This is a genomic window from Paraburkholderia sp. EG304, assembly GCF_046543485.1.
Lineage (GTDB): Bacteria > Pseudomonadota > Gammaproteobacteria > Burkholderiales > Burkholderiaceae > Paraburkholderia > Paraburkholderia youngii.
Genome location: NZ_JBKGUA010000079.1, coordinates 1 through 19,234, shown reverse-complemented (window position 1 = coordinate 19,234; position 19,234 = coordinate 1). Strand labels below are relative to the sequence as shown.

General features: G+C 58.1%; 21 protein-coding genes and 1 pseudogene. 13 read left to right on the top strand and 9 right to left on the bottom strand.

Translation table 11 applies throughout. The annotated features are described in order from the left end of the window. Positions 1–211 (top strand): hypothetical protein (locus ACLFKU_RS39405; protein ID WP_410852809.1); only part of this gene is annotated, 211 nt, incomplete at its 5' end. Here ACLFKU_RS39405 and ACLFKU_RS39400 read toward each other — a convergent pair. The 4 genes from ACLFKU_RS39400 to ACLFKU_RS39385 form a co-directional block, all read right to left on the bottom strand. Next, on the bottom strand, positions 164–1,759 hold the full coding sequence (locus ACLFKU_RS39400; protein ID WP_410852808.1) for an adenylosuccinate synthetase: 1,596 nt from the start codon (positions 1,757–1,759) through the stop codon (positions 164–166). The genes ACLFKU_RS39405 and ACLFKU_RS39400 overlap by 48 nt on opposite strands. 32 nt (positions 1,760–1,791) lie before the next feature. Then, positions 1,792–2,607, bottom strand: coding sequence for a hypothetical protein (locus ACLFKU_RS39395; RefSeq protein ID WP_410852807.1), 816 nt, complete (start codon positions 2,605–2,607; stop codon positions 1,792–1,794). An 18-nt stretch (positions 2,608–2,625) separates the two neighbouring features. Further along, entirely contained in the window at positions 2,626–3,036 is a 411-nt protein-coding gene (locus tag ACLFKU_RS39390) for an ImmA/IrrE family metallo-endopeptidase (protein ID WP_410852806.1), read from the bottom strand. A 520-nt stretch (positions 3,037–3,556) separates the two neighbouring features. Beyond that, positions 3,557–4,582 (bottom strand): IS110 family transposase, encoded by a 1,026-nt coding sequence (locus tag ACLFKU_RS39385; protein WP_410852805.1) that lies wholly within the window; start codon positions 4,580–4,582, stop codon positions 3,557–3,559. Between the two features lie 301 nt (positions 4,583–4,883). On the opposite strand from ACLFKU_RS39385, the gene ACLFKU_RS39380 reads away from it, so the two are divergent. The 5 genes from ACLFKU_RS39380 to ACLFKU_RS39360 all read left to right on the top strand — a co-directional run bounded on the left by ACLFKU_RS39380 (position 4,884) and on the right by ACLFKU_RS39360 (position 6,959). After that, entirely contained in the window at positions 4,884–5,189 is a 306-nt protein-coding gene (locus ACLFKU_RS39380; RefSeq protein ID WP_410852804.1) for a hypothetical protein, read from the top strand. A 1-nt stretch (position 5,190) separates the two neighbouring features. Beyond that, positions 5,191–5,649, top strand: a complete 459-nt coding sequence (locus tag ACLFKU_RS39375; protein WP_410852803.1) for a hypothetical protein — start codon at positions 5,191–5,193, stop codon at positions 5,647–5,649. Beyond that, positions 5,646–5,753 (top strand): type II toxin-antitoxin system RelE/ParE family toxin, encoded by a 108-nt coding sequence (locus ACLFKU_RS39370; protein WP_410852802.1) that lies wholly within the window; start codon positions 5,646–5,648, stop codon positions 5,751–5,753. Before ACLFKU_RS39375 ends, ACLFKU_RS39370 begins: the two co-directional genes overlap by 4 nt. Positions 5,754–5,801: 48 nt before the next feature. Beyond that, positions 5,802–6,524, top strand: a complete 723-nt coding sequence (locus ACLFKU_RS39365; RefSeq protein ID WP_410852044.1) for an IS6 family transposase — start codon at positions 5,802–5,804, stop codon at positions 6,522–6,524. A 144-nt stretch (positions 6,525–6,668) separates the two neighbouring features. Further along, on the top strand, positions 6,669–6,959 hold the full coding sequence (locus ACLFKU_RS39360; protein WP_187638532.1) for an XRE family transcriptional regulator: 291 nt from the start codon (positions 6,669–6,671) through the stop codon (positions 6,957–6,959). Positions 6,960–7,473: 514 nt separating this feature from the next. Here ACLFKU_RS39360 and ACLFKU_RS39355 read toward each other — a convergent pair. The 3 genes from ACLFKU_RS39355 to ACLFKU_RS39345 all read right to left on the bottom strand — a co-directional run bounded on the left by ACLFKU_RS39355 (position 7,474) and on the right by ACLFKU_RS39345 (position 9,779). Next, complete coding sequence (locus ACLFKU_RS39355) at positions 7,474–7,602, bottom strand: hypothetical protein (protein WP_410852801.1); 129 nt, start codon at positions 7,600–7,602, stop codon at positions 7,474–7,476. A 102-nt stretch (positions 7,603–7,704) separates the two neighbouring features. Then, positions 7,705–9,099, bottom strand: a complete 1,395-nt coding sequence (locus ACLFKU_RS39350; RefSeq protein ID WP_410852800.1) for a replication initiation protein — start codon at positions 9,097–9,099, stop codon at positions 7,705–7,707. 341 nt (positions 9,100–9,440) lie between these two features. Then, entirely contained in the window at positions 9,441–9,779 is a 339-nt protein-coding gene (locus ACLFKU_RS39345; protein WP_410852799.1) for a hypothetical protein, read from the bottom strand. A gap of 397 nt (positions 9,780–10,176) precedes the next feature. Here ACLFKU_RS39345 and ACLFKU_RS39340 point away from each other — a divergent pair, with 397 nt between their 5' ends. From ACLFKU_RS39340 to ACLFKU_RS39320, 5 genes are all read left to right on the top strand, one after another. Beyond that, positions 10,177–11,382 (top strand): ParA family protein, encoded by a 1,206-nt coding sequence (locus ACLFKU_RS39340; protein WP_410852810.1) that lies wholly within the window; start codon positions 10,177–10,179, stop codon positions 11,380–11,382. Then, positions 11,379–12,368, top strand: a complete 990-nt coding sequence (locus ACLFKU_RS39335; RefSeq protein ID WP_410852798.1) for a ParB/RepB/Spo0J family partition protein — start codon at positions 11,379–11,381, stop codon at positions 12,366–12,368. Before ACLFKU_RS39340 ends, ACLFKU_RS39335 begins: the two co-directional genes overlap by 4 nt. 1,837 nt (positions 12,369–14,205) lie before the next feature. Further along, positions 14,206–14,436, top strand: coding sequence for a CopG family transcriptional regulator (locus ACLFKU_RS39330; protein WP_410852797.1), 231 nt, complete (start codon positions 14,206–14,208; stop codon positions 14,434–14,436). Next, positions 14,436–14,867: a TA system VapC family ribonuclease toxin gene (locus ACLFKU_RS39325; protein WP_094779160.1), complete on the top strand. Its 432-nt coding sequence runs from the start codon at positions 14,436–14,438 to the stop codon at positions 14,865–14,867. Before ACLFKU_RS39330 ends, ACLFKU_RS39325 begins: the two co-directional genes overlap by 1 nt. A gap of 1,270 nt (positions 14,868–16,137) precedes the next feature. Next, positions 16,138–16,299 (top strand): rhodanese-like domain-containing protein, encoded by a 162-nt coding sequence (locus ACLFKU_RS39320; protein WP_410852796.1) that lies wholly within the window; start codon positions 16,138–16,140, stop codon positions 16,297–16,299. Here ACLFKU_RS39320 and ACLFKU_RS39315 read toward each other — a convergent pair. Both ACLFKU_RS39315 and ACLFKU_RS39310 read right to left on the bottom strand, forming a co-directional pair. After that, positions 16,281–17,003 carry an IS6 family transposase gene (locus ACLFKU_RS39315; protein ID WP_410852044.1) on the bottom strand — a complete coding sequence of 241 codons (723 nt, stop codon included), beginning with the start codon at positions 17,001–17,003 and terminating at the stop codon, positions 16,281–16,283. The two genes, ACLFKU_RS39320 and ACLFKU_RS39315, sit on opposite strands and share 19 nt — an antisense overlap. Before the next feature lie 60 nt (positions 17,004–17,063). Next, positions 17,064–17,807 (bottom strand): annotated as a pseudogene (locus tag ACLFKU_RS39310) (serine/threonine protein kinase); the annotation flags it as partial. A gap of 160 nt (positions 17,808–17,967) precedes the next feature. Here ACLFKU_RS39310 and ACLFKU_RS39305 point away from each other — a divergent pair. Together ACLFKU_RS39305 and ACLFKU_RS39300 are read left to right on the top strand one after the other, a co-directional pair. Beyond that, entirely contained in the window at positions 17,968–18,777 is an 810-nt protein-coding gene (locus tag ACLFKU_RS39305; RefSeq protein WP_410852795.1) for an AraC family transcriptional regulator, read from the top strand. A 182-nt stretch (positions 18,778–18,959) separates the two neighbouring features. Further along, positions 18,960–19,175 (top strand): hypothetical protein, encoded by a 216-nt coding sequence (locus ACLFKU_RS39300; RefSeq protein WP_410852794.1) that lies wholly within the window; start codon positions 18,960–18,962, stop codon positions 19,173–19,175. The last annotated feature ends 59 nt before the right edge of the window (positions 19,176–19,234 follow it).

Sequence of the window (19,234 nt, the reverse complement as noted above, 5' to 3'; positions counted from 1 at the left end):
CATCGCGCCGCGTCCGTTTGCGGTGCCTCTCGAAACCCGCACCTTCGTCAGCTTCCATCGCCAGCGTCTGCTGCTTCATCCTGTTCTGCCTTCCTTATCCACTCCGCTCTATAACGCTCCGAGTAGCGCCTTAGATCCATTTGATATTTTGCCGTTCTGGTTATCACCACATACGCCGGTCGATGACGTTGCGCTCATTGAAGGCTGTTGAAATCATCGACACAGGAATCCCGCTGACCTTTTCCGCCTCCTCAATGAAACGAAGCGTCTCCGCGTTCAACTGCTCGTAACGATATGCCTTGCGATTTTCGATTCCGAAGTAGTCGGCGAACGTGAGAGCGATGTCGGTTGGGCCATTCAGAAGCAGAGACCGTCGAAGCTGCGCCCAATCGAACTCTGCGATACGTCGGGGCCGGTGCGTAGTAGACGTGGTCTCGGTGCGTTTCAGTTCCTCAAGAGGAATACGGGAGCGGCGCGAGATTTCCTCGACGGAAATCTCCTGACTCATGAAGCCCGAAGTGTTTCCGGTGTCCGTGTCACCGACACGAATCGGATACGTGCGGCAGACCATCACTACGCGTCGCACGTGCCGGGCTGACAAGCCGGCCTCGGCAAGACACCCTGTCGCGGAGGTGACCCGTGAAGTCACATGCGGGTAGAACCCGTGATGGAGGCTGAGCGAGGTCCCTTGCGTGCCTTCGAGCATAATCTTGCGTCGCTTTGACAGGCACTCTGCGAAGAATTCGATTGAATCCTTGATGTAGTGTTTGAGGTCAGGTACGTCCTTCGCGAGAAGGACGTTCGAGTCGGTCCGACGATAAAGAATCTTTCGGGCAGTTGCGGCGCCGACGCCTTGCGCCGTCGAGCCAATCGCCGATCTCAGGTATTCAGTCTCCCATGGGATATCGACAGTCTTGTCGATAATCATCGCTTGCGGGTCAATGATAAGCTTGTTGAAGTTAATGTCGAGTTCGCCGATTTCCCGAAGCAGGTGTTCGAGATTAATGACGGCACCTGCGCCGATGACAAGCGTCGCGTCGCGGTTCGCAAGCGCGCCCGATGGTAGCTGATGGAACGTATAAGGAGACTCACCGGGACGGAACACCTTGTGACCGGCGTTGGGGCCGCCGACTCGAACAAGCACTTCATACTCTGGCGCCAGGTAATGGACAATGTTACCTTTTCCCTCACTACCATACTGACCGCCAATCAGCACGTCCACAAGCGGTTCGGCGATCACCGGACGCACTTCTAACCTCGCGGCCACACGTGCAAAGACATCGTTCGCGTTGCAGCGGTCTGTATCCATGACGACATCGGCGATTGCCTCGAGGTCTTGCGCCTGTCTTGATAAAGAGCGTTGTGACTTCTCGCTGCCGCCGGCCCCGTTATTCGCTTTGCGCTCATCCACAGCTGCATCGCTGGCTTTCAGATGGACATGCGTGACGGGCCACCCACTCGCACGTAAAAACTTGACCTGGTCTACCGTACGCACCCAATCGATGACGGAGGTGGGCTCCGCTGGCGGCTGATACATCAGCTGCTTGTTGATAGCTTCGGCAAGCCACTGACCGTTCGTGGTCTGTTCGAGATTTTGTGCAGCACGGTCCAGCGCATCGCCCGAATGCGCCCCGGAAATGCTGCTCAGAAGATCTCTCGATCGTATCAGGTTAGCACCGGCCTTTTCAGACCGGAGTTTCGCAAGCGTCGATTTGCCCGCGCACAGTCGCCCGGACAGAATGATGAATCTGGGCTTCATTTGCCCCTCTCAGTCTTTTCTTTAAATTCTTCTTAGCGCGGCAACATATAGACAGTCGTTGCAACCCCTCGGTCAACCAACTCTTCCTGAATCAATTCTCGGACGATGTCCCAGTTCGCCCCGCCGTGGCCAGTTCCAACGCGAGGCATATGTACGGACGCACCACTTTCCTTCGCGAGTTCACGAACCTTCACCAGACAGTCGGCAAGAGCAGCATAACGCAAACGTTGCGCTTGGGATTTTCCGATGCCGTGCTGAGCGACCATGTGGACAACGGAAATTTGCTCCGCGATATGAGCTGTAAAGACATGGCCCAACTCTAACGTTTGATTCCTTCCCGGCGCATCCGCCTTGAACTGCTCCCAAACGGCGGGATGCTTGCGGCGCAAATTCGATGCAAACCCGGCCCCACCCCACGGCACGTTGAGGTCGGGAATCACGTGCGCAATAATCTTCGGACCTTCTCCACGAGGTGCCAGCGCGTCTCCCTGGACCTCGACAACTTGCGGAACTTCGAGCCTCGTCTCGTCATCGACCACAAACAATCCGACGACGCGCGGCGCTAAGCCACCCGGGTAGGGCGCGAGCCCCATGCACTCTACCCTCAACATGGGTGAGTCAGGCAACCACCGTTCATATCCGATTGCCGTGAAGCCAATAGCGTTTGCCTCGGCCACTGCACTTCCCTCGGGAACGACATGCCCTGCCGTCACCGGCGATTTCCAGCCTGGCGCGGGTATGACATAGTCCAGCCGATATTGACCGTCCTCGTGACGAGAAGCGCAAAAGGCGGCACAAGGTGTGGTCGCAAGTTTGGTAAGCCGAATCAGGCAAGCTTCAGCAGACACATCGAACTTCTTGCGAAGCTAGTTCACGGATTGCATCGAGAGTTCGAGCCCCGTCAGTTGCGAGAAGCTACCAAGAGGCATCAGCAGTTCGGCCGCGCCGATATTGCATAAGACCTCGAGCTGCCAGTTGTCTTTGCCGGGAGCGGGGCCTCCGTCACGATGACGAATTTCCTCGGCACAATCCGGAAAAAGCGAATGGGCGATTTCGTGGGCGATAGAAAAACGGAGCCGGCCGCGAGGCCGCGTCGGGTTGTACTGCAATACCAGCTCACCCTCCGCAGTTGGTACGGTGCGGGCGTCGGGGATATCGCCGCGAGCTTCGGCGCGCATATGTCGCCACTTGGCTAGCGCCAGCGGGTCGAACGGAGGCCCGGCCCAGCCTTCGTCCATCGCCCTGAGGACGAGTTCCCGCGCCTTCTGCTCCATCATCTCGACGGGGTCGCGTCCGGCAGCAAAAGTCGTAACGGAAGCGTTTGTCCAACGAAATCTGTTTGTCATGAGGTCGGTACTGGGAGGTCGGCAGGCGCAAGACTGCAAAAACCTACAGATTGTACCCAAGCGGGCGACCACCGAGGGGGCGATTATGGACGCTAATCGTGAGCCGCATCCCGATGCCGCACCGTCACAATTCTCGCCAACTTTCGGTGGCAACCGATGATCTCTGCCGCAGCCACCGCACCGCGTCTCGGGTACCGGTGCTGCCCGCCGGATGGCCAAAGTTCAAATCTATGGCCAGCCCGAATTTTGCAACCTCTGGTTCCGATGTCTTCGTGGCTTGCGCAAATCTATCCGGAATCGTTGTTCCGCGGTGAAAACCGCACCGGTCGATCCTCAAAATGTCGGCAGCTGCTGTGAGCTGTAGAACTTGTCAGGTTTTTCGTCCGGTCGCTGTGCCGTTGGATCATCAGACTTCCAGCAGTCGCAAAACCTTGTTGGATGAAACGGTGAATCAGTTCGCGAGCTCCAGGCGCGCGGCATCATATGCGGTGTGTCTGGTGAGCAGCGCCCAGGCGATGCGCGCAAGCTTGTTCGCGACGGCACATGCGACTATGTTCGAGTGCCGCCGGGTTAGCATAGAGCGGATCCATTCTCCGAGCCGGTCAGTACGCTTTTCTACGCGCTGGATAATGGCTCGTGCGCCTTGGACAAGCAGATGACGTAGGTGCTTGTCGCCGCGCTTACTGATTCCACACAGTGTGCTCCGACCGCCTGTGCTGCGCTGCCGCGGCACCAGCCCAATCGCTGCCGCAAAGTTTCGCCCGCCCGCATACTGCGCGATGCTTCCGATCTCGGACGCCAGCAGGCTTGCCGTGATGGTGCCAATGCCGGGAATCGACAGTAATCGGGCAGCATTCTCGTCTTCACGCAGTTGTAACGTCAGATCCCGCTCGACATCGTCAATCTGCTCGTCCAGGTACCGATAGTGAGCATGCAGTCGGTGCATGAGTAGGATCAGCCGTGGTGGCAGATCGTGAACCGCAAGGACATCGGGCAACCGGCGTAGCGTGGCTTTCGATAAGGGAACGACAATGCCGAACTCGAGCAGGATGCCGTGAATACGGTTGATGGTGGCCGTGCGTTCGGTGACCAGCCCCTCACGCGCCCGATGCAAGGCGACCAGTAGCTGCTGTGCTTCGGTTCGCGGTTCGACGAAGCGCATGGCGGGCCGGGATGCGGCTTCGCAGATCGCTTCGGCGTCGATATAGTCGTTCTTGTTGCTCTTCACGAAAGGCCGCACGTACTGGGCCGAAATCAGCTTGGCCTGGTGTCCCATCGCGTTGAGCTTGCGTGCGAGCCAGCGTGCGCCGGCGCATGCCTCCATGACGACGGTAACCGCCTTGAGATTGCTGAAGAACGGAAGCAGTTGCGTGCGTGAGAGCTTCCTGCGGAATACCTCGCGCCCCTTTGCATCCTGCGCGTGCAGATGAAAGACATGCTTGCCCAGATCGATGCCGATCAGCGTGATCTCGTTCATGACGCTCTCCTCTACCGTGGACCGAACTGCCTATCGTAGAACGGTCGGTGGGATCGGGCTGGCCATTTCATTATGCCGCGCAACACGACTATATAAGACTAAGACGCGCGCCCCATGCGCACACGCATACATCCAGGCAACCGGCGGCGCCGTCCCGCATGCCCAGTAAGGGCAAGGGCCAAGGGCCAAGGGCCAAGGGCCAAGAATAATGCAACACTCAATTTACAATAAATCGGTCGCCTGTATAATTATAAAACCAAGACCACCATCAGTGCGAGTTGACCTTCACGGAGCAGAGACGATGCGACCTGATCAGATGACAGTTACCGAGCGCACGGCGCTCGAACGCCTGCTTGAGCACGCGCGCGGCGACTCCCACCAGAGTCGGCGCGTGGCTGATTTCCTGCTCGCGTGGTGGAACGCCGGCGCTTGCGGCGCGTACGATCTTACGACGGGGTGGTCCGTGGATGAGGCGATTGCCGAGGATATGTGCGTCGTGTTCCGGCTTGCCACGCGCGCGAACAGCTACCCCGATACGCTCGGCTACGGCCGTCAGTTCGAGGCCGTCGTACGCTCCTGGCGTCCCGAGCTCGTCAAGGAGCACTGACATGGCAACCGACACCATCGACCAGAAAACCCTTTCGCAACTCGTGGAAGCAGGCGCCGTGCGCGCAGCGCATGTCATTGGCCACGGCAACGGTTGGACGATCTCGGCGCGCTATGGTCTGACCGAGCGTTTCCTCTCGGCCAAGCGCGGCGACGTTCGCGTCTTTCGCAAGCTGGAAACGCTGGTGAGCTTCCTGCGCGGCATGGGCATCAGCCACTTCGACGTGGACGCGGCTGGCTACGATCCGCAGGCGGCCGAGCGCGTCACCCGGCCGGATCGGTCGGCCGCGCTCAAAGAGGCACATGCCGCGCGCGCGTACGACAGGTGGTTCCGTGAGCAGGTGCAGGAGTCGCTCGACGACCCTCGCCCGAACGTGCCGCACGCACAGGTGCAGCAGGAGATGGCCGAAAAGAAGGCGGCGCTGCGCAAAAAGATCGCGCGAAGCGGGGCTAAATCTTGATCGTCGAGTGGCGCCCGAGGGCACGCGAAGATCGCAGCAGGCTATTCGACTATATCGCGCAGGACAACCCCACCGCCGCACTTGAGCTGGCTCTGTCGCATTAACGCGAGGGAGGTAAAATTCGAGGCTGACGAGAACGCTTTGGCCAAACGATGAAGAAGATACTGACGCCACGAACGACGCTTGCTCCGGGCATCGCCAAGGTTCTGAAGCGGCTGCACTATCCGCTTGAAGTGATCCTGCTGTGCGTGCGATGGTACGTTGCTTACTCGCTGAGTCTTCGCAATCTCGAGGAAATGATGGCTGAGCGCGACATTGGCGTCGATCATTCGACGGTGCATCGCTGGGTTGTCAAGGTGGTACCGCTGTTCGAAAAGACGTTTCGCAAGCACAAGCGGCCGGTCGGCAAGAGCTGGCGGGTTGATGAAACCTATATCAAGGTTAAGGGCTCGTGGAAGTATCTTTACCGGGCAGTGGATAAGGCGGGCAACACCATCGATTTTCTGTTCAGGGCCAAGCGGGACAAGGCTGCTGCTCGGCGCTTCTTCGAAAAGGCAATCGGTCAGAACGGCTCGCCCGAGACGATAACCATCGACAAAAGCGGCTCCAATCTGGCTGCGCTTAACGCGGTGAATGCCGAGCGCGAGACGCCCATCAAGGTTCGTCAGATCAAGTATTTGAACAACATCGTCGAGCAGGACCATCGGGCCATCAAACGCCGGATCCGACCGATGCTCGGGTTCAAGGATTTCAACTGCGCGCGCGTCATTCTGAGTGGCATCGAATTGATGCACATGATCAAGAAAGGACAGATGAAATGTTCGAGCAAAACTGCGCGGTCCGCCGCCCAGCAATTTTATTCGCTGGCATCATAAGTCATCCTTCGCATATTGCATTTGCTTGACTCCCTTTCCTTACTGCGACAGAACCCCCGCAGGGCGCATGACGACCCCGCGGCGTGAGCCGTGGGGACCGGATCTTCACGAAACAAATGGAAAAATAAACGGTTCGAGGTAAGGATGAGCTATCACATCGAAATCCGGGCCACGTGCCTGCGATCGGCGGAGGACGGCTGGGAGCAGCCGAGCGGAGCAGAGATTCAGGAGGTTATCCGGCGCACCGGCTTGCCGGGACGCGCGGTTGCGCGCTATCTCGGCATGTCGGAATATGGCGGTCGGCAAGTGCGCCGCTGGATCAGCGAAGACGCCGCAATCCCTTACTCGGCCTGGGCCTTGTTATGCGACCGGGCCGGGCTCGGGTGTATCTGGCGGCCAGCAGCAGACCGAGCCGGGCCGGATTCACTCCCATAACGGTGCACCTTTTGCCCGCACCGACTCGAGGGGATGTTTTATAAATACAGTTGGCGATCTTGAACCGGAAAACTGGCAAGTGATGCTCGAACTCGTAAACACCCGCCGCGCAGTCGGCGGACTGCAAGGACTCCCCTGATGTTGGCGAGTGACGAGATGCAGTAGCTGGAAGCTCGGCGACAAAATTGGCTCTCCCCACACGGCCGCGGCACCCTGCTAATACTAGAACATCGTTGCATTCAGCCCGAGACGCGTCCAAAGACAACGTCGTCAATCATGCCGGGCCCGACGAGTATGGCTGCTGTGACGACTACATGTTGGCCGTCGGTCGGCGGCAGTTTCCCAATGTGCAGGGCCAGTCCGAAGGATCCGGCTTCCGGACCGCCTACGTCATCGTGTGCAGAGCACTCGATGAGTGGAGAGCCGGTCCTGTGATGCCATTCAATCAGGTCTCTCACGCACCCGACCTATAACTCGGCATTACGGACGAATTGTTGTGCATTGTGAATGCCAATCATGAAACGATATCGACCGGCTGATCGATAGGCTCGCTATCGATCAGCCGGTCGGTTTCCAAACCAAAAAGCAAAGCGCGGAGGTGCATCCTCGACGCGACCATCTTCGGCGTCTGCACGAGACGCATGGTGGTGAAACGGTCTCGATTAACGCAATGACCGTGAATGCGAGCTAGGGGGAGATGCTTGAGCAAGTCTGCGAGGTGCGGAGCCGAGTGCTCGCGTACCGTTTAAGCCTTGGTGGCGGCTTTCGCTTTGGTGCGCAGAAACACGAACGAGTAGAGCGCAAAGGATAGGTCCTTATGCGCCAGCACTTCCGACTCATGAATCGTCAACGGGTTGAGCTTCACCCGCTTGATGGCCAGCTTGCCGGCCGCGGAGGCGATAAAGGCACGCATGAAGTCCTTTTGCGCCTTGCCGTCCGCCTTGTGATACGCCTCACGACCGAGGTCGGCGTTCTCGACGGTCTGTGTTTTGCTGCGCTCCTCTGCCGCTGCGGTGCTGGCGGCGACGGCCGCTATCGCCAGTTGCTTCGCGCCGGACTCCGCCCTCTCCTGCTCCTGCTGCTGTTGCTGTACCGTTAGCATTTTGCGGTCAGCATCTGATAGCTTGTAGCCATCGGTGATGGCTTTTAGCAGGTAGGCGCCTGGACTCTTCTTGACTTGGCCGGAGTCGACCTTGGCTCGCGTGTATTCGATTGCCTGGAGAATACGCTCATCGGACCACACAGCGCGGTTTTGCGAGATGGTGTTGAACTGCTTTTCGGTGAAGCCGAATTCGTTCTTCAGCGTCGTGTATATCTCTTGCGCGCCAAGCAGGCTAGCTCGTATAGCTCCAGCGGTTTCTTTGCGCGTCAACCTGAAACGAATCCGGTCAATCTTTTTCGACTTCGGGCTCACGGTGCGAGTCTCGTAGCTAAGGTCGATGTCGGAGACTGCGTTAATCTGCTTAACCGCCTTGTCGAGGTTGTCGCGTTTGAAGTACTTGAATTCGGTTGCAGTCGACGCAGCCTTCCCAGGCCAGCCACGTACCACATCGACTTCGATCCACTCGGTTATGCCTTCTGCCACGTAACCGATGACGTGGTCGTAAATGGCTCGAGCATAGGTAAGCGTGAAGGCAGAGGTGATTCGCAGGCTCAGCCAGTGCGACTTCACCGGATCCTTGATGTGCGGAATGAGCGGCTCAGGAACCGCAAAAGTGATACGCCCTTTGTCGATACCGACGATACCGATGAGCTGTACGGACACCCACTTTTCGTCCTCCGGGGACGTGCTGCCAGGGGGCGAGGCCGAAACCTGAATCAAGGCTTTTTGAGCCTCGGACACAACTGTTCGCAGATGCTTGTAGTTGTAGCTGTCATAACGCATGAGCCATCGGAAGTAGCTCAGCTCGACGTCATAGATCTTCGGGGTAGTCGGCTCCTGCGCCACGATGAAGTGCGCTGCGTCCAGGAGTCGCCTGGCCGTAATACCCACATCGGTGATGTCTATAAAAACGTTGTTACGCTGATAGCCAATCTCTTTCGTCGATTCGTTGATCGGTGTATCGGTGGTGAGCATCTCCTCGAACAGCTCGAACGACAGCTGGCGCGAGGTTGCGCGTGTGGTAATGTTGTTTGCCATCGAGGATCTTGCCCCTAGTTGCCGGTCGCGGAGACTCTATCACGTGTAGGTGAGATGTCAAAACAAAAAGACTCACCATGAAATGGGGCATTTCAACAATTCTAATCACCCACCATTGGGACGTGTGTGTTCAACAAATCTACTCACCTTCCCTTTTTTTCGGTCGAGCGTCGCGATGGACGGTGGTATGTTTTTCAAAGTCTTTTAGAAGCGAAAACCAACCAACTAACAACAGAGAAACCGCGATCCCTGTAATAACAATGGGTTATTCCCTTGTGGGTGAGCATTTTTGTGCTAGAGGTGAGGACTTTTGTAGGCAGAAGGTGAGTAGAAATCCTTGACTAGCGTGAGAAGTTTACCAGCGTCTGGTGAGTGATTCTGTAGGCGCGAAGTGACGGTGAGAATTTTTGTTGAATATCGCTTCCCATCCCGGAGACCCTTACCTGGTGGGGCTTGCCGGCCAAAAATAGCTCGAAATGGGTGAGTGGTTTTGTTGGAGGATGGTGAGTGCTTTTGTGGCACCACGCAGCTGGCGTGCTCGATTTATCGGCATGAACAGCACCCAGGTCCACCGGACGGCCGTTTGCGGCCAGCGCATCTGTGGATAACACAATAACCGGTTGATGATGGTGAGTATTTTTGTAGGCAAGCACAGTTGTCCTTGCAGTGAAAACCAGCATAACGCTTGCGTTGTGGGCCGTCGGAAGACTCCGGCCCGGGAGCGATGAACTCTCTGGGGCAAAAACATGGTCCGCATTTCGCGGCAATGCGATGGTGAGAGGAATTGTTGAAAGAAGCATGACGGGCACGTCAACTGGCAGATTTCAACAATTCTTCGCACCCACCATCACAACGCTGCTTCAACGTATTTCAACAATTTCTCTCACCATCAAGTTTGGGAATGCGTCCGCACGAGCAGCCAGTTCTGGCTCTTCTGTCGTGCCGTTCGATCTTTTTTCGTTGTTTTTCAGTGGATTAGGGGGAGAATTTAAGAAACTAGCTTATGCGACAGCGATTTTTTTAAAGTTTTCGAGTATTCTACGCTTCGTCACGATTTCCGGTGAAAGTGTAAAAACCATGTCTAAAGTCGAATTTCCCGCTATCACACGCAAGGTTCCTCTAGCGAAAATCGCTAAGTTCGCGAAAAAACTGGACGGGCTGACGGCTGAGCTGCGCGAGCAGATTCTCACGCCGAGGCCGCGAAAGTCACCACCGAACTTTACGACTGCCGAAGTAGCAGACCTGTGCGGGCTGGACCGGACCAAGCTTCACTACCAAGCGACGCGGGAAGGAAGCACGTTGCCGCCGGGCGTTGCACACGGCACGGGCCGCAGCCGCCTGTTTACCTTGGCCGAGGCGCGCACCTACGTACAACAGTTGTCGGAAATCTATCAGTCGCCGCTCGTGACCGGCCGCGAAGCAGATGGCAAGATTGTTCTAGTCGCCAACTTTAAGGGTGGGTCGACGAAGACTACGACGACGATGTGTATCTCGCAAGGGTTGTCGTTGCGCGGACGGAAAGTGCTTGTGGTTGACCTGGACCCACAGGCCTCCCTGTCTGAACTCTGCGGACTCTATGCCGAAAACGAGGTCGATGAGGATTCGACCGTTCTCCCTTTTATTTATAACGAGGAGATGGAAGGCGGACTGGAATCTGCGATCAAGGAAACTTATTGGGACGGCTTGGATGTGATTCCCGCACATCCATCGCTGTTCAGTGCGGAGTTTTTCATCCCCTCGATGCTGAAGACGCGCCCGAGCTATCAGTTTTGGGCAATCCTGCGGAAAGGCTTGGAGCCGCTGCGTAAGAAGTACGACTACATCGTTCTGGACACAGCTCCCTCCCTCTCCTACCTCACATTGAACGCATTGATGGCGGCTGATTCGATGGTGATGCCCTTGGTGCCGGAGAGCCTAGACTTCATCAGTTCGGTATCGTTTTGGGGGCTGTTTTCGGATATAGCCGCGAACTTCATGGAGAAGGAGTCAGACAAGGTCTACGATTTCATCTCCGTGATTCTGTCGAAGGTGGATACAAGCCCGACGTCGTCAGCACCCATCGTTCGCTCTTGGACGCAACGCGCCTACGAAGACTGGTTGACCACGACCGAGATTCCGGCGAGTTCGGTGATGAGCAACGGCGCGCTCGCGCTCTCAACAGTGTTCGACCTCAGCAAATCCGACGGGGTCTCAAAGACGGTGCAGCGTGTACGGCAACCACTGGTTGAATACTGCAAGTGGATTGACAACATGTACGTCGACGAATGGAGTCTCGCACAATGAGCAGCATTCGTGATCGTATGGCTCTACAAACCGCCAACCTACGGAAGACGTCCTCAATTTCTGACGAGGAGATGGACGCGACCAAGCCCGTGCTCGAGAAGCCAAAGACAGGGCCTGGGATGGCAGGGGCCTTGGCAGCCGCACAACTTAAAATTCAAGAGTTGGAAGCGACTGGCGGCCAAGCAACGATTCCGGTTGCGGAGGTTGTGCCGAATCCATGGCAGCCGCGGCGGATTTTTGTCGAGGCCGAGCTTTCAGATCTTGCAGAGTCTATTCGCGAAAAGGGGTTGGTTCAGCCGGTGGCGGTGCGGCGCGTTGAGTCCGGCTACCAACTGGTCGCTGGTGAGCGGCGATTGCGCGCGCACAAAATCTTAGGCATGGAGCAAATCAAGGCCGTCATAGTCGAGTGCTCCGATGAGGATATGGTTGTTCTCGCGTTGGTAGAGAACATCGGGCGGTCCAACCTGACCGACTATGAAATAGCGACTTCGCTTCGTCGTGCGGAAGCAGAGTTTCCGAATCGAAAGCGGCTCGCTGAGTCACTCGGCATGTCTCGCACTGGGCTCTATCAATTTTTGGCGTTCGAGAAGCTACCTGATTTCATCAAGGAGCAATTGGACTTGCAACCCGCGTTGCTTGGGTGCAACGCCGTAGAGGAGATTGTGTCGGCTATCAAAAGGCATGGCGCTGCCGGTTTGGCTGCGGCAAAGGACTTATGGTCGGACGTTCTCAAAGGGGAAATTCTCCAGGGCCGATATGCTGCCGCAATCGTAGCGCAGGCCACCCGTCAGGCTTCACGAACGGAGGCCCGCGAGCGGAGCATCGCGAAGTTTTTTTCGGGCAAGGAACAGGCCGGTAGCATTACCAAGGACGTGAACTCGTTCACCGTCAAAATCAAGACCGGGTCGCTTAGCGAAGCTCAAGAGACTCGAATCCGGCAACTTATCAGTGAACTGTACAGGGAAGAACCGAGCACGCAGCAGTAATCGAACTCACCGAAGAAAAGCCCGCAGACTGCGGGCTTTTTTTTGGGGGTCCATTGCCAAATGCGGGCTGCCCGCAGATCAACGCTAGAGTGTCAGTAATGCGGACACTCAGAAATAGCCCGGACCTCCCAATAGCGCTCTACCCCGGGCGACGTGGTGCGGTGTCAGTAGTACTGACACCCGGACCTTCGTTACGTTGCGACCCGCACGGCACGCCTCGTGTCGGGCGCCGAAGTGTCAGTATTACTGACACGTCGAACCTCCTGATATCGGCCACACGGCCGATGCTGCCTAGGGTGTCAGTAGTACCGACACTCGGGCGACCTATCCCCTTGACGTCTGCTGGTCAGGCGTCGCCTGAAAGAGAAGAGCCTGAACAAGCCTGACTGTTTGGGAGAGAGACATGCCGCCTAATGGACGATGCGACCGGAGAGCCTGCGAAGCAACTCGAACGCTAGTGTCGATGATTTCCAGTAATCCCGCCAACCTGACTTGGGACCGCGCCTGAGGCGGGGCGCTGGAAGCGCCGGAGGCCCACCCGCGGGTGCAGTGCCCCACATTACTGGCTGGCACAGTGCGAATTGACCGCTGCCCTCGCCGCCACCCATCTGCCCGGAGTCTGGCGGGCCGGCGGGGCATGCGGCGTGGCGTGCGTGATCCGCCCATGCAACGCGGTCGGCAGCTAGCCTGCTGTCGTGAAAATCTGGCTGGAGAAGGCGAGGTGCGGCTTTTACCTTGGGTCGTGCGAGGGGTGCTGTCCGCCGTGAGCCCCTTATTTGGGCGGGGCGGTTGCGCGCAGCCGGCGTCTGGCCTGTCGAGATGCGGCGGGGGTAACACATGCGTTTGCCTCGGAGAGCATTTCGCAGACTTAGTCGATACGCAGGTGCGTGTGCTGCGGAAGCGCTGAAGGTCGACGAGGCGTCAGGAGAGCCGGCGCCTCCATAGAGAGACGTACCTCGCGCGCAAGCGTGCCACGCACGGCGACTCGGACGGCCGCTATAGGGTGCGACAGCTGACGAGGCCCATGTCGAAGGCTTTTGGCGCTACACGGCCACACATTGGTGTTCCGGGCAGACCGGCCGCGATCACAGCCACTTGGACGCCACCAGAACATGGCGGGCTCGCATATCGAGAGAGCCGGCCGCATGTGACTGGTGCGCGGCGGATTTTCCGTGCTTGAGCGTGAAACGGAAACCACGCTGGACGTGATCTAGGTCGTGCAACCGCGCGTAGAGGTCCGGGCATCACCTCTGATTTGAATCAAGGCGGACGCGGCGCGGGGCAGAATCGTCCTTCTGAATGCAGCGGACACTACCACGGAGAAACCTGAAAAAGCGATTCGCGCTTCCGTGTCGATCGCCGTGCTTCGCAACGATCGCCTGTATCGCGGCCGTGGTCGCGATGCCCGATGCGACGACAGAGCACGACTGCAGCTACCTCGGGCGGATCCTGTTCCTTGGGGCGCGGCTGCTAACCGCTGTATGGTGCATCGACACCCGGGGCTGGTGCGAGCGGGTTCATTTACAACATTCGGATATCGGCGATCTGATGGAGCGCCCGGTGGCAGGCGCGACACGCGAGCTCCAGCAGCTATAGACCGGGTGGTGCGTTGTCTCCGGCGTGCGGGTGCGAGCATCGCCGTGGCCCGGAGGTGATCGTTCGGCGTGAAGAAGGACATATTATCCTCAAGTCGATTTTTCCCGCCAGACCGGCAGCACAGGGTGGGTGGATCGGTCGGAAGGATCTCTGGGTGGCAACTGATGCTTGATGCTTGATGCGTGATGCGATGTGGGCTATTCTGACGAGTTGTGAAACAACTGGATGCTATGGAGGTCCCATGCGAACCACCCTCGATATCGACGACGACGTGCTCGCTGTCGCGCGCATTCGCGCGGACCGCGAGCACGTGTCGATCGGCCGCATCATCTCGCAACTCGCGCGCGCTGCGCTGCAGCGTCCCGCAGCCGCTCCGGCCATGCGAAACGGCTTGCCGGTGCTGCCGAACGCCCGCACCGCGCGGACGGTCACGCCCGAACTCGTCAACCAGCTGCTCGACGAGGCGCCCTGATGACTTATCTGCTTGACGTCAATGTACTAATTGCGCTGCTCGACGCCGGTCATGTACAGCACGAGGCCGCGCACGAATGGTTCGGCCGGGCAGGGCACGCCGCTTGGGCGACCTGCCCGCTGACTGAAAACGGCGTGCTTCGCATCATCGGCAATCCGCGCTACCCGAATACGCTGGAGACGCCTGCCGCGGTAGCGCCGCTTGTCGCGCAGCTGCGCGCACATCCTGGCCACACATTCTGGTCTGACGACCTGAGCCTGCTCGATCCGGAGCACGTTGACGTCAGCCGCGTACTCGCGACCGACCAGGTGACCGACACGTACCTGCTTGCCCTCGCGCGGCGCCACGGGGGAACGCTGACCACCTTCGACCGCCGGCTGGTCGTCGATGCGGTGCCGGATGGTGCGCGCCACCTCGAAGTCATTAGTTGATGCTGGTGCCGCGCTCCTGAGACTCGCTCTTCGCGGGACTTACGAACGCCAATCGCGAGTCGGGCCTACGAAAACGAGCGCACATTCGGGCGATCATGTGGCTGCACTTTCCTGCACCCGTGAAACATCCCACGGTAGATGTCTTTCGCCCGTAAAGTCCTGTCGGGCAAGGCTTGCGCCGATGTTTGCATCGAATGTTTCACGGGCGTTTGTCGTCTGCGTATTTCCGGACGGCGGTCTTTGCCTTGGTCGGCCCCCAATCTCACAGCTCGTGCATGCGAAAGGCAAACTTGTAGTGAAAAACACGTAATATGTAACGCCGCGCTAAGTGCCGGTTCCGCTCCGCTAAAAAAATGATCTCGATTTCCATGACTCGGAGCACGCTGCGCGCCACATCCGTTTTCCACGTACTGTTACGGACACGCAGAGTTCATGCTGAGTTGTTGGGTGACCCGTCTGCTGATTTCGGGCGATGCGAACGCTGTGACGATTCTGCCCGGCCGGGCCGCGGCAACTGATCACGCCGGCGAACTTCGCGACTACGAAAGCAAATATCGCAGGGAGGGAAACCCGCGGGACTGTGACGAACGACGTCAAAGCAGCCGCTACCGAGAGTGAGACGGGATCAAACGCCGCGAAACGAGTGTGGCGAATGTGGGTGCAGCTGAGCGCCGAGGGCCGACGCATGCATCGATCGTGGTACCGGTGGCGCCGCCCGGAGAAACGTTCGGCGCAGGCACCCGCGGAAATCACGCGGCCCGAGATTCGTGACACGACATTGGGGTTTTAACCTGTAGGCCACGAGTCATACACCCAATCCCGCGCCTGTTCCAAAAACGTTCGACTTTCAAACTGACCTCGCAGCCCGTTACTTGGTATCGTTGCCTGCTGCTGTCCGTCTCCGGCATCGGCAACGTACGTGTGCATGTCTAGTACTGGTCGAATGATGATGCCTGTTTCGCCGCCGGGCGCATGTTGGAGTGCCCGCTTCAGGCGTCGGTCAACCACGGCGCGTAGACCTTGTTTCGGTACCGAAACGCATCGATAACTTCAAGGCGCGCAATTAATCTTGCTTTGCATGCGTGCACATGTTGGCCGGGGACGGCGCAGTGCCACGGACGCGCTACATCGACGCCATCGGATTCGAGTGGCGCAAACGAGGACCGCCCTCAGCATCGCCCTGTCGCATATGTCAATTTTCGGGTCAGACCTCCTCAAATTTGCCAGAATAGCCACGTCGACAAATTCTCGATAGGAAGGGCGGGCGCGCATGTATCGATTTGAAGAGTACGACCTCATCATCGACGCACGATGCGAGAGGGAATTTGCAGAGGATCACATCCCCGGCGCAATCAACCGGTTCTGTCGCAGTAAGGAAAGGGAGTCAAGCAAATGCAATATGCGAAGGATGACTTATGATGCCAGCGAATAAAATTGCTGGGCGGCGGACCGCGCAGTTTTGCTCGAACATTTCATCTGTCCTTTCTTGATCATGTGCATCAATTCGATGCCACTCAGAATGACGCGCGCGCAGTTGAAATCCTTGAACCCGAGCATCGGTCGGATCCGGCGTTTGATGGCCCGATGGTCCTGCTCGACGATGTTGTTCAAATACTTGATCTGACGAACCTTGATGGGCGTCTCGCGCTCGGCATTCACCGCGTTAAGCGCAGCCAGATTGGAGCCGCTTTTGTCGATGGTTATCGTCTCGGGCGAGCCGTTCTGACCGATTGCCTTTTCGAAGAAGCGCCGAGCAGCAGCCTTGTCCCGCTTGGCCCTGAACAGAAAATCGATGGTGTTGCCCGCCTTATCCACTGCCCGGTAAAGATACTTCCACGAGCCCTTAACCTTGATATAGGTTTCATCAACCCGCCAGCTCTTGCCGACCGGCCGCTTGTGCTTGCGAAACGTCTTTTCGAACAGCGGTACCACCTTGACAACCCAGCGATGCACCGTCGAATGATCGACGCCAATGTCGCGCTCAGCCATCATTTCCTCGAGATTGCGAAGACTCAGCGAGTAAGCAACGTACCATCGCACGCACAGCAGGATCACTTCAAGCGGATAGTGCAGCCGCTTCAGAACCTTGGCGATGCCCGGAGCAAGCGTCGTTCGTGGCGTCAGTATCTTCTTCATCGTTTGGCCAAAGCGTTCTCGTCAGCCTCGAATTTTACCTCCCTCGCGTTAATGCGACAGAGCCGTCTTGGCGAGCAGCTTCATGACGATGCAGGAGATGACGGCGGGGATGGCTTCCACCCGCGCGTTGGGTGCCAATGGCGTTCTGGCGATATGGCAGTGCACCCATTCCATGGCGTCCGTGGCAGCAAACGGCAACACGCCGGTAAGCATCTGGTAGAACGTGACGCCGAGCGCATACAGATCGCTGCGCGAATCGATCGAGCGGTTCATCCGGCCGGTCTGCTCGGGCGCCATGTAGGCAAGTGTTCCGGCGATGGTTTCGGGTGGCTCGGGCGCCTGGCGCTCGCGTGGCAGGCGCGAGGCCAGGCCGAATCCGGTGAGCCGCGCCTGTTCGTCGGCGCAATGCACGAGGATATGCGCGGGCTTCAGATCCTTGTGGACCAGGCCGCGTTGATGAAGCTTGCCTAGCGCAGCCGCAATGCCGCAAGCGATTTCGAGGAAGTACCCGATCTCGAGTGGTGTGCCGAGCAGACGCACGAGTGGTTCACCACCTGGATCTTCGAATGCCAACGAGACCTGTCCGTTCTCACGCACCAGCCTCAGCGGGCGTACCGCCCACGCACTGTCAAGCTCGTCCTTTAGCGCCAACTCGTGGGCAAGCCGATCGAGACTGGCGGGCATGGGTTGTTCAGCGGCAAGCCGCGCGAACAGCACATTCTGGCCGGCTGCTGCCGAGGACTGTTCTCGCCACAGGACGCGATCGCCACCGTCCCACAAAACATTTTTTTCTTTGTTATCCATCGGTGCTGCGAAGAAATCGACGACTCCCGCGGATGCAGGTTTTCTGTAAGTATACAGGTGCGCTCCGTCGCGACGTCATTATTTGTGTACATAGTCGCAGGTACAACTCTCGCACTGGCAACGTGGGTGTGTGCGACGCGACCCGGAGGTCATGAGGGAAATGAAACGCACCAAATTTCGGCAGTTGATTTGCCAAAGAAGTGGCATCGAAGCTGTAGAAGCGGACACCACGCTCGTCTTTGGCCGGCACACCCATGAGCAGTTCGGTGTGGGTCTGATCGAGCGCGGCGCACAGAAATCGACGAGCGGCCGTGGTCTCGTCGAAGCCAGTGCGGGTGACGTAATCACTGTCAACCCTGGCGAAGTGCATGACGGGGCACCGATCGGCGACGGCGGGCGCTCATGGCGAATGCTGTATCTCGACCCCGCGATCGTTGCCGAGTTGGCCACGGACATTACGGAAGGCCGCAAAGGAGCGACTTGCGAGTTCAGCCAACCAAAAGTCAGTGACCGAAGAATCGCAGCGCAATTCGCCCAACTTTTTCGGGCAATGACCGGCAACATTGCAGACACGCACGGGCTGAGGGCAGACGAGACCTTGCTGCTCGTGCTAGCTGGCTTGCTCCAGCCCGCATCCGCCACACACCGGTGCATTCCAGCCGGAATCGCTTCGGCCCGCGCCTTGATCGATGACGATCCCCTAGCTATGGTGACGCTCACGGCACTCGCGGACGAAGCCGGGCTGAGCCGCTATCAGTTCCTGCGCGCTTTCGCGAAAGCGACCGGCCTCACGCCCCACGCTTACATCCTGCAGCGCCGCATTCATCACGCACGCCAGTTGATCCGTCATGGCGCGCGGCTCGCCGAAGCTGCCGCGCAGAGCGGTTTCTCCGATCAAAGCCATATGACGCGGCTGTTCGTCCGTAGTTTCGGCATGACACCGGGTGCGTTCGCCGCCGGTGTCGGCTGACCGCCTACGCCTGCAATTTTGTTCAAGACCGTCGGACTGCCGACGCGGAGAATCGAGGCTCAATCTCTTTCTCCGGTGTGAGGCACGATCTTGCTATTTTTCCTTTTCCCCTGTTTTCAACGCGACATTCCAATGCGCGTCGCACGCATGCTCTGGTTTTGCGTATCCACGACGGAGAGGCCATGAGCATCGAATTTCTGGTCACGTCGCTGATCGTCGTAGCTTCGCCCGGAACCGGCGCACTCGTCACAGTGGGCGCTGGTTTGTCGCGCGGGGCGCGTGCAGCAATCGTCGCAGCATTGGGCTGTACGTTCGGCATCCTGCCGCACAGGCTCTGTCGCATTAACGCGAGGGAGGTAAAATTCGAGGCTGACGAGAACGCTTTGGCCAAACGATGAAGAAGATACTGACGCCACGAACGACGCTTGCTCCGGGCATCGCCAAGGTTCTGAAGCGG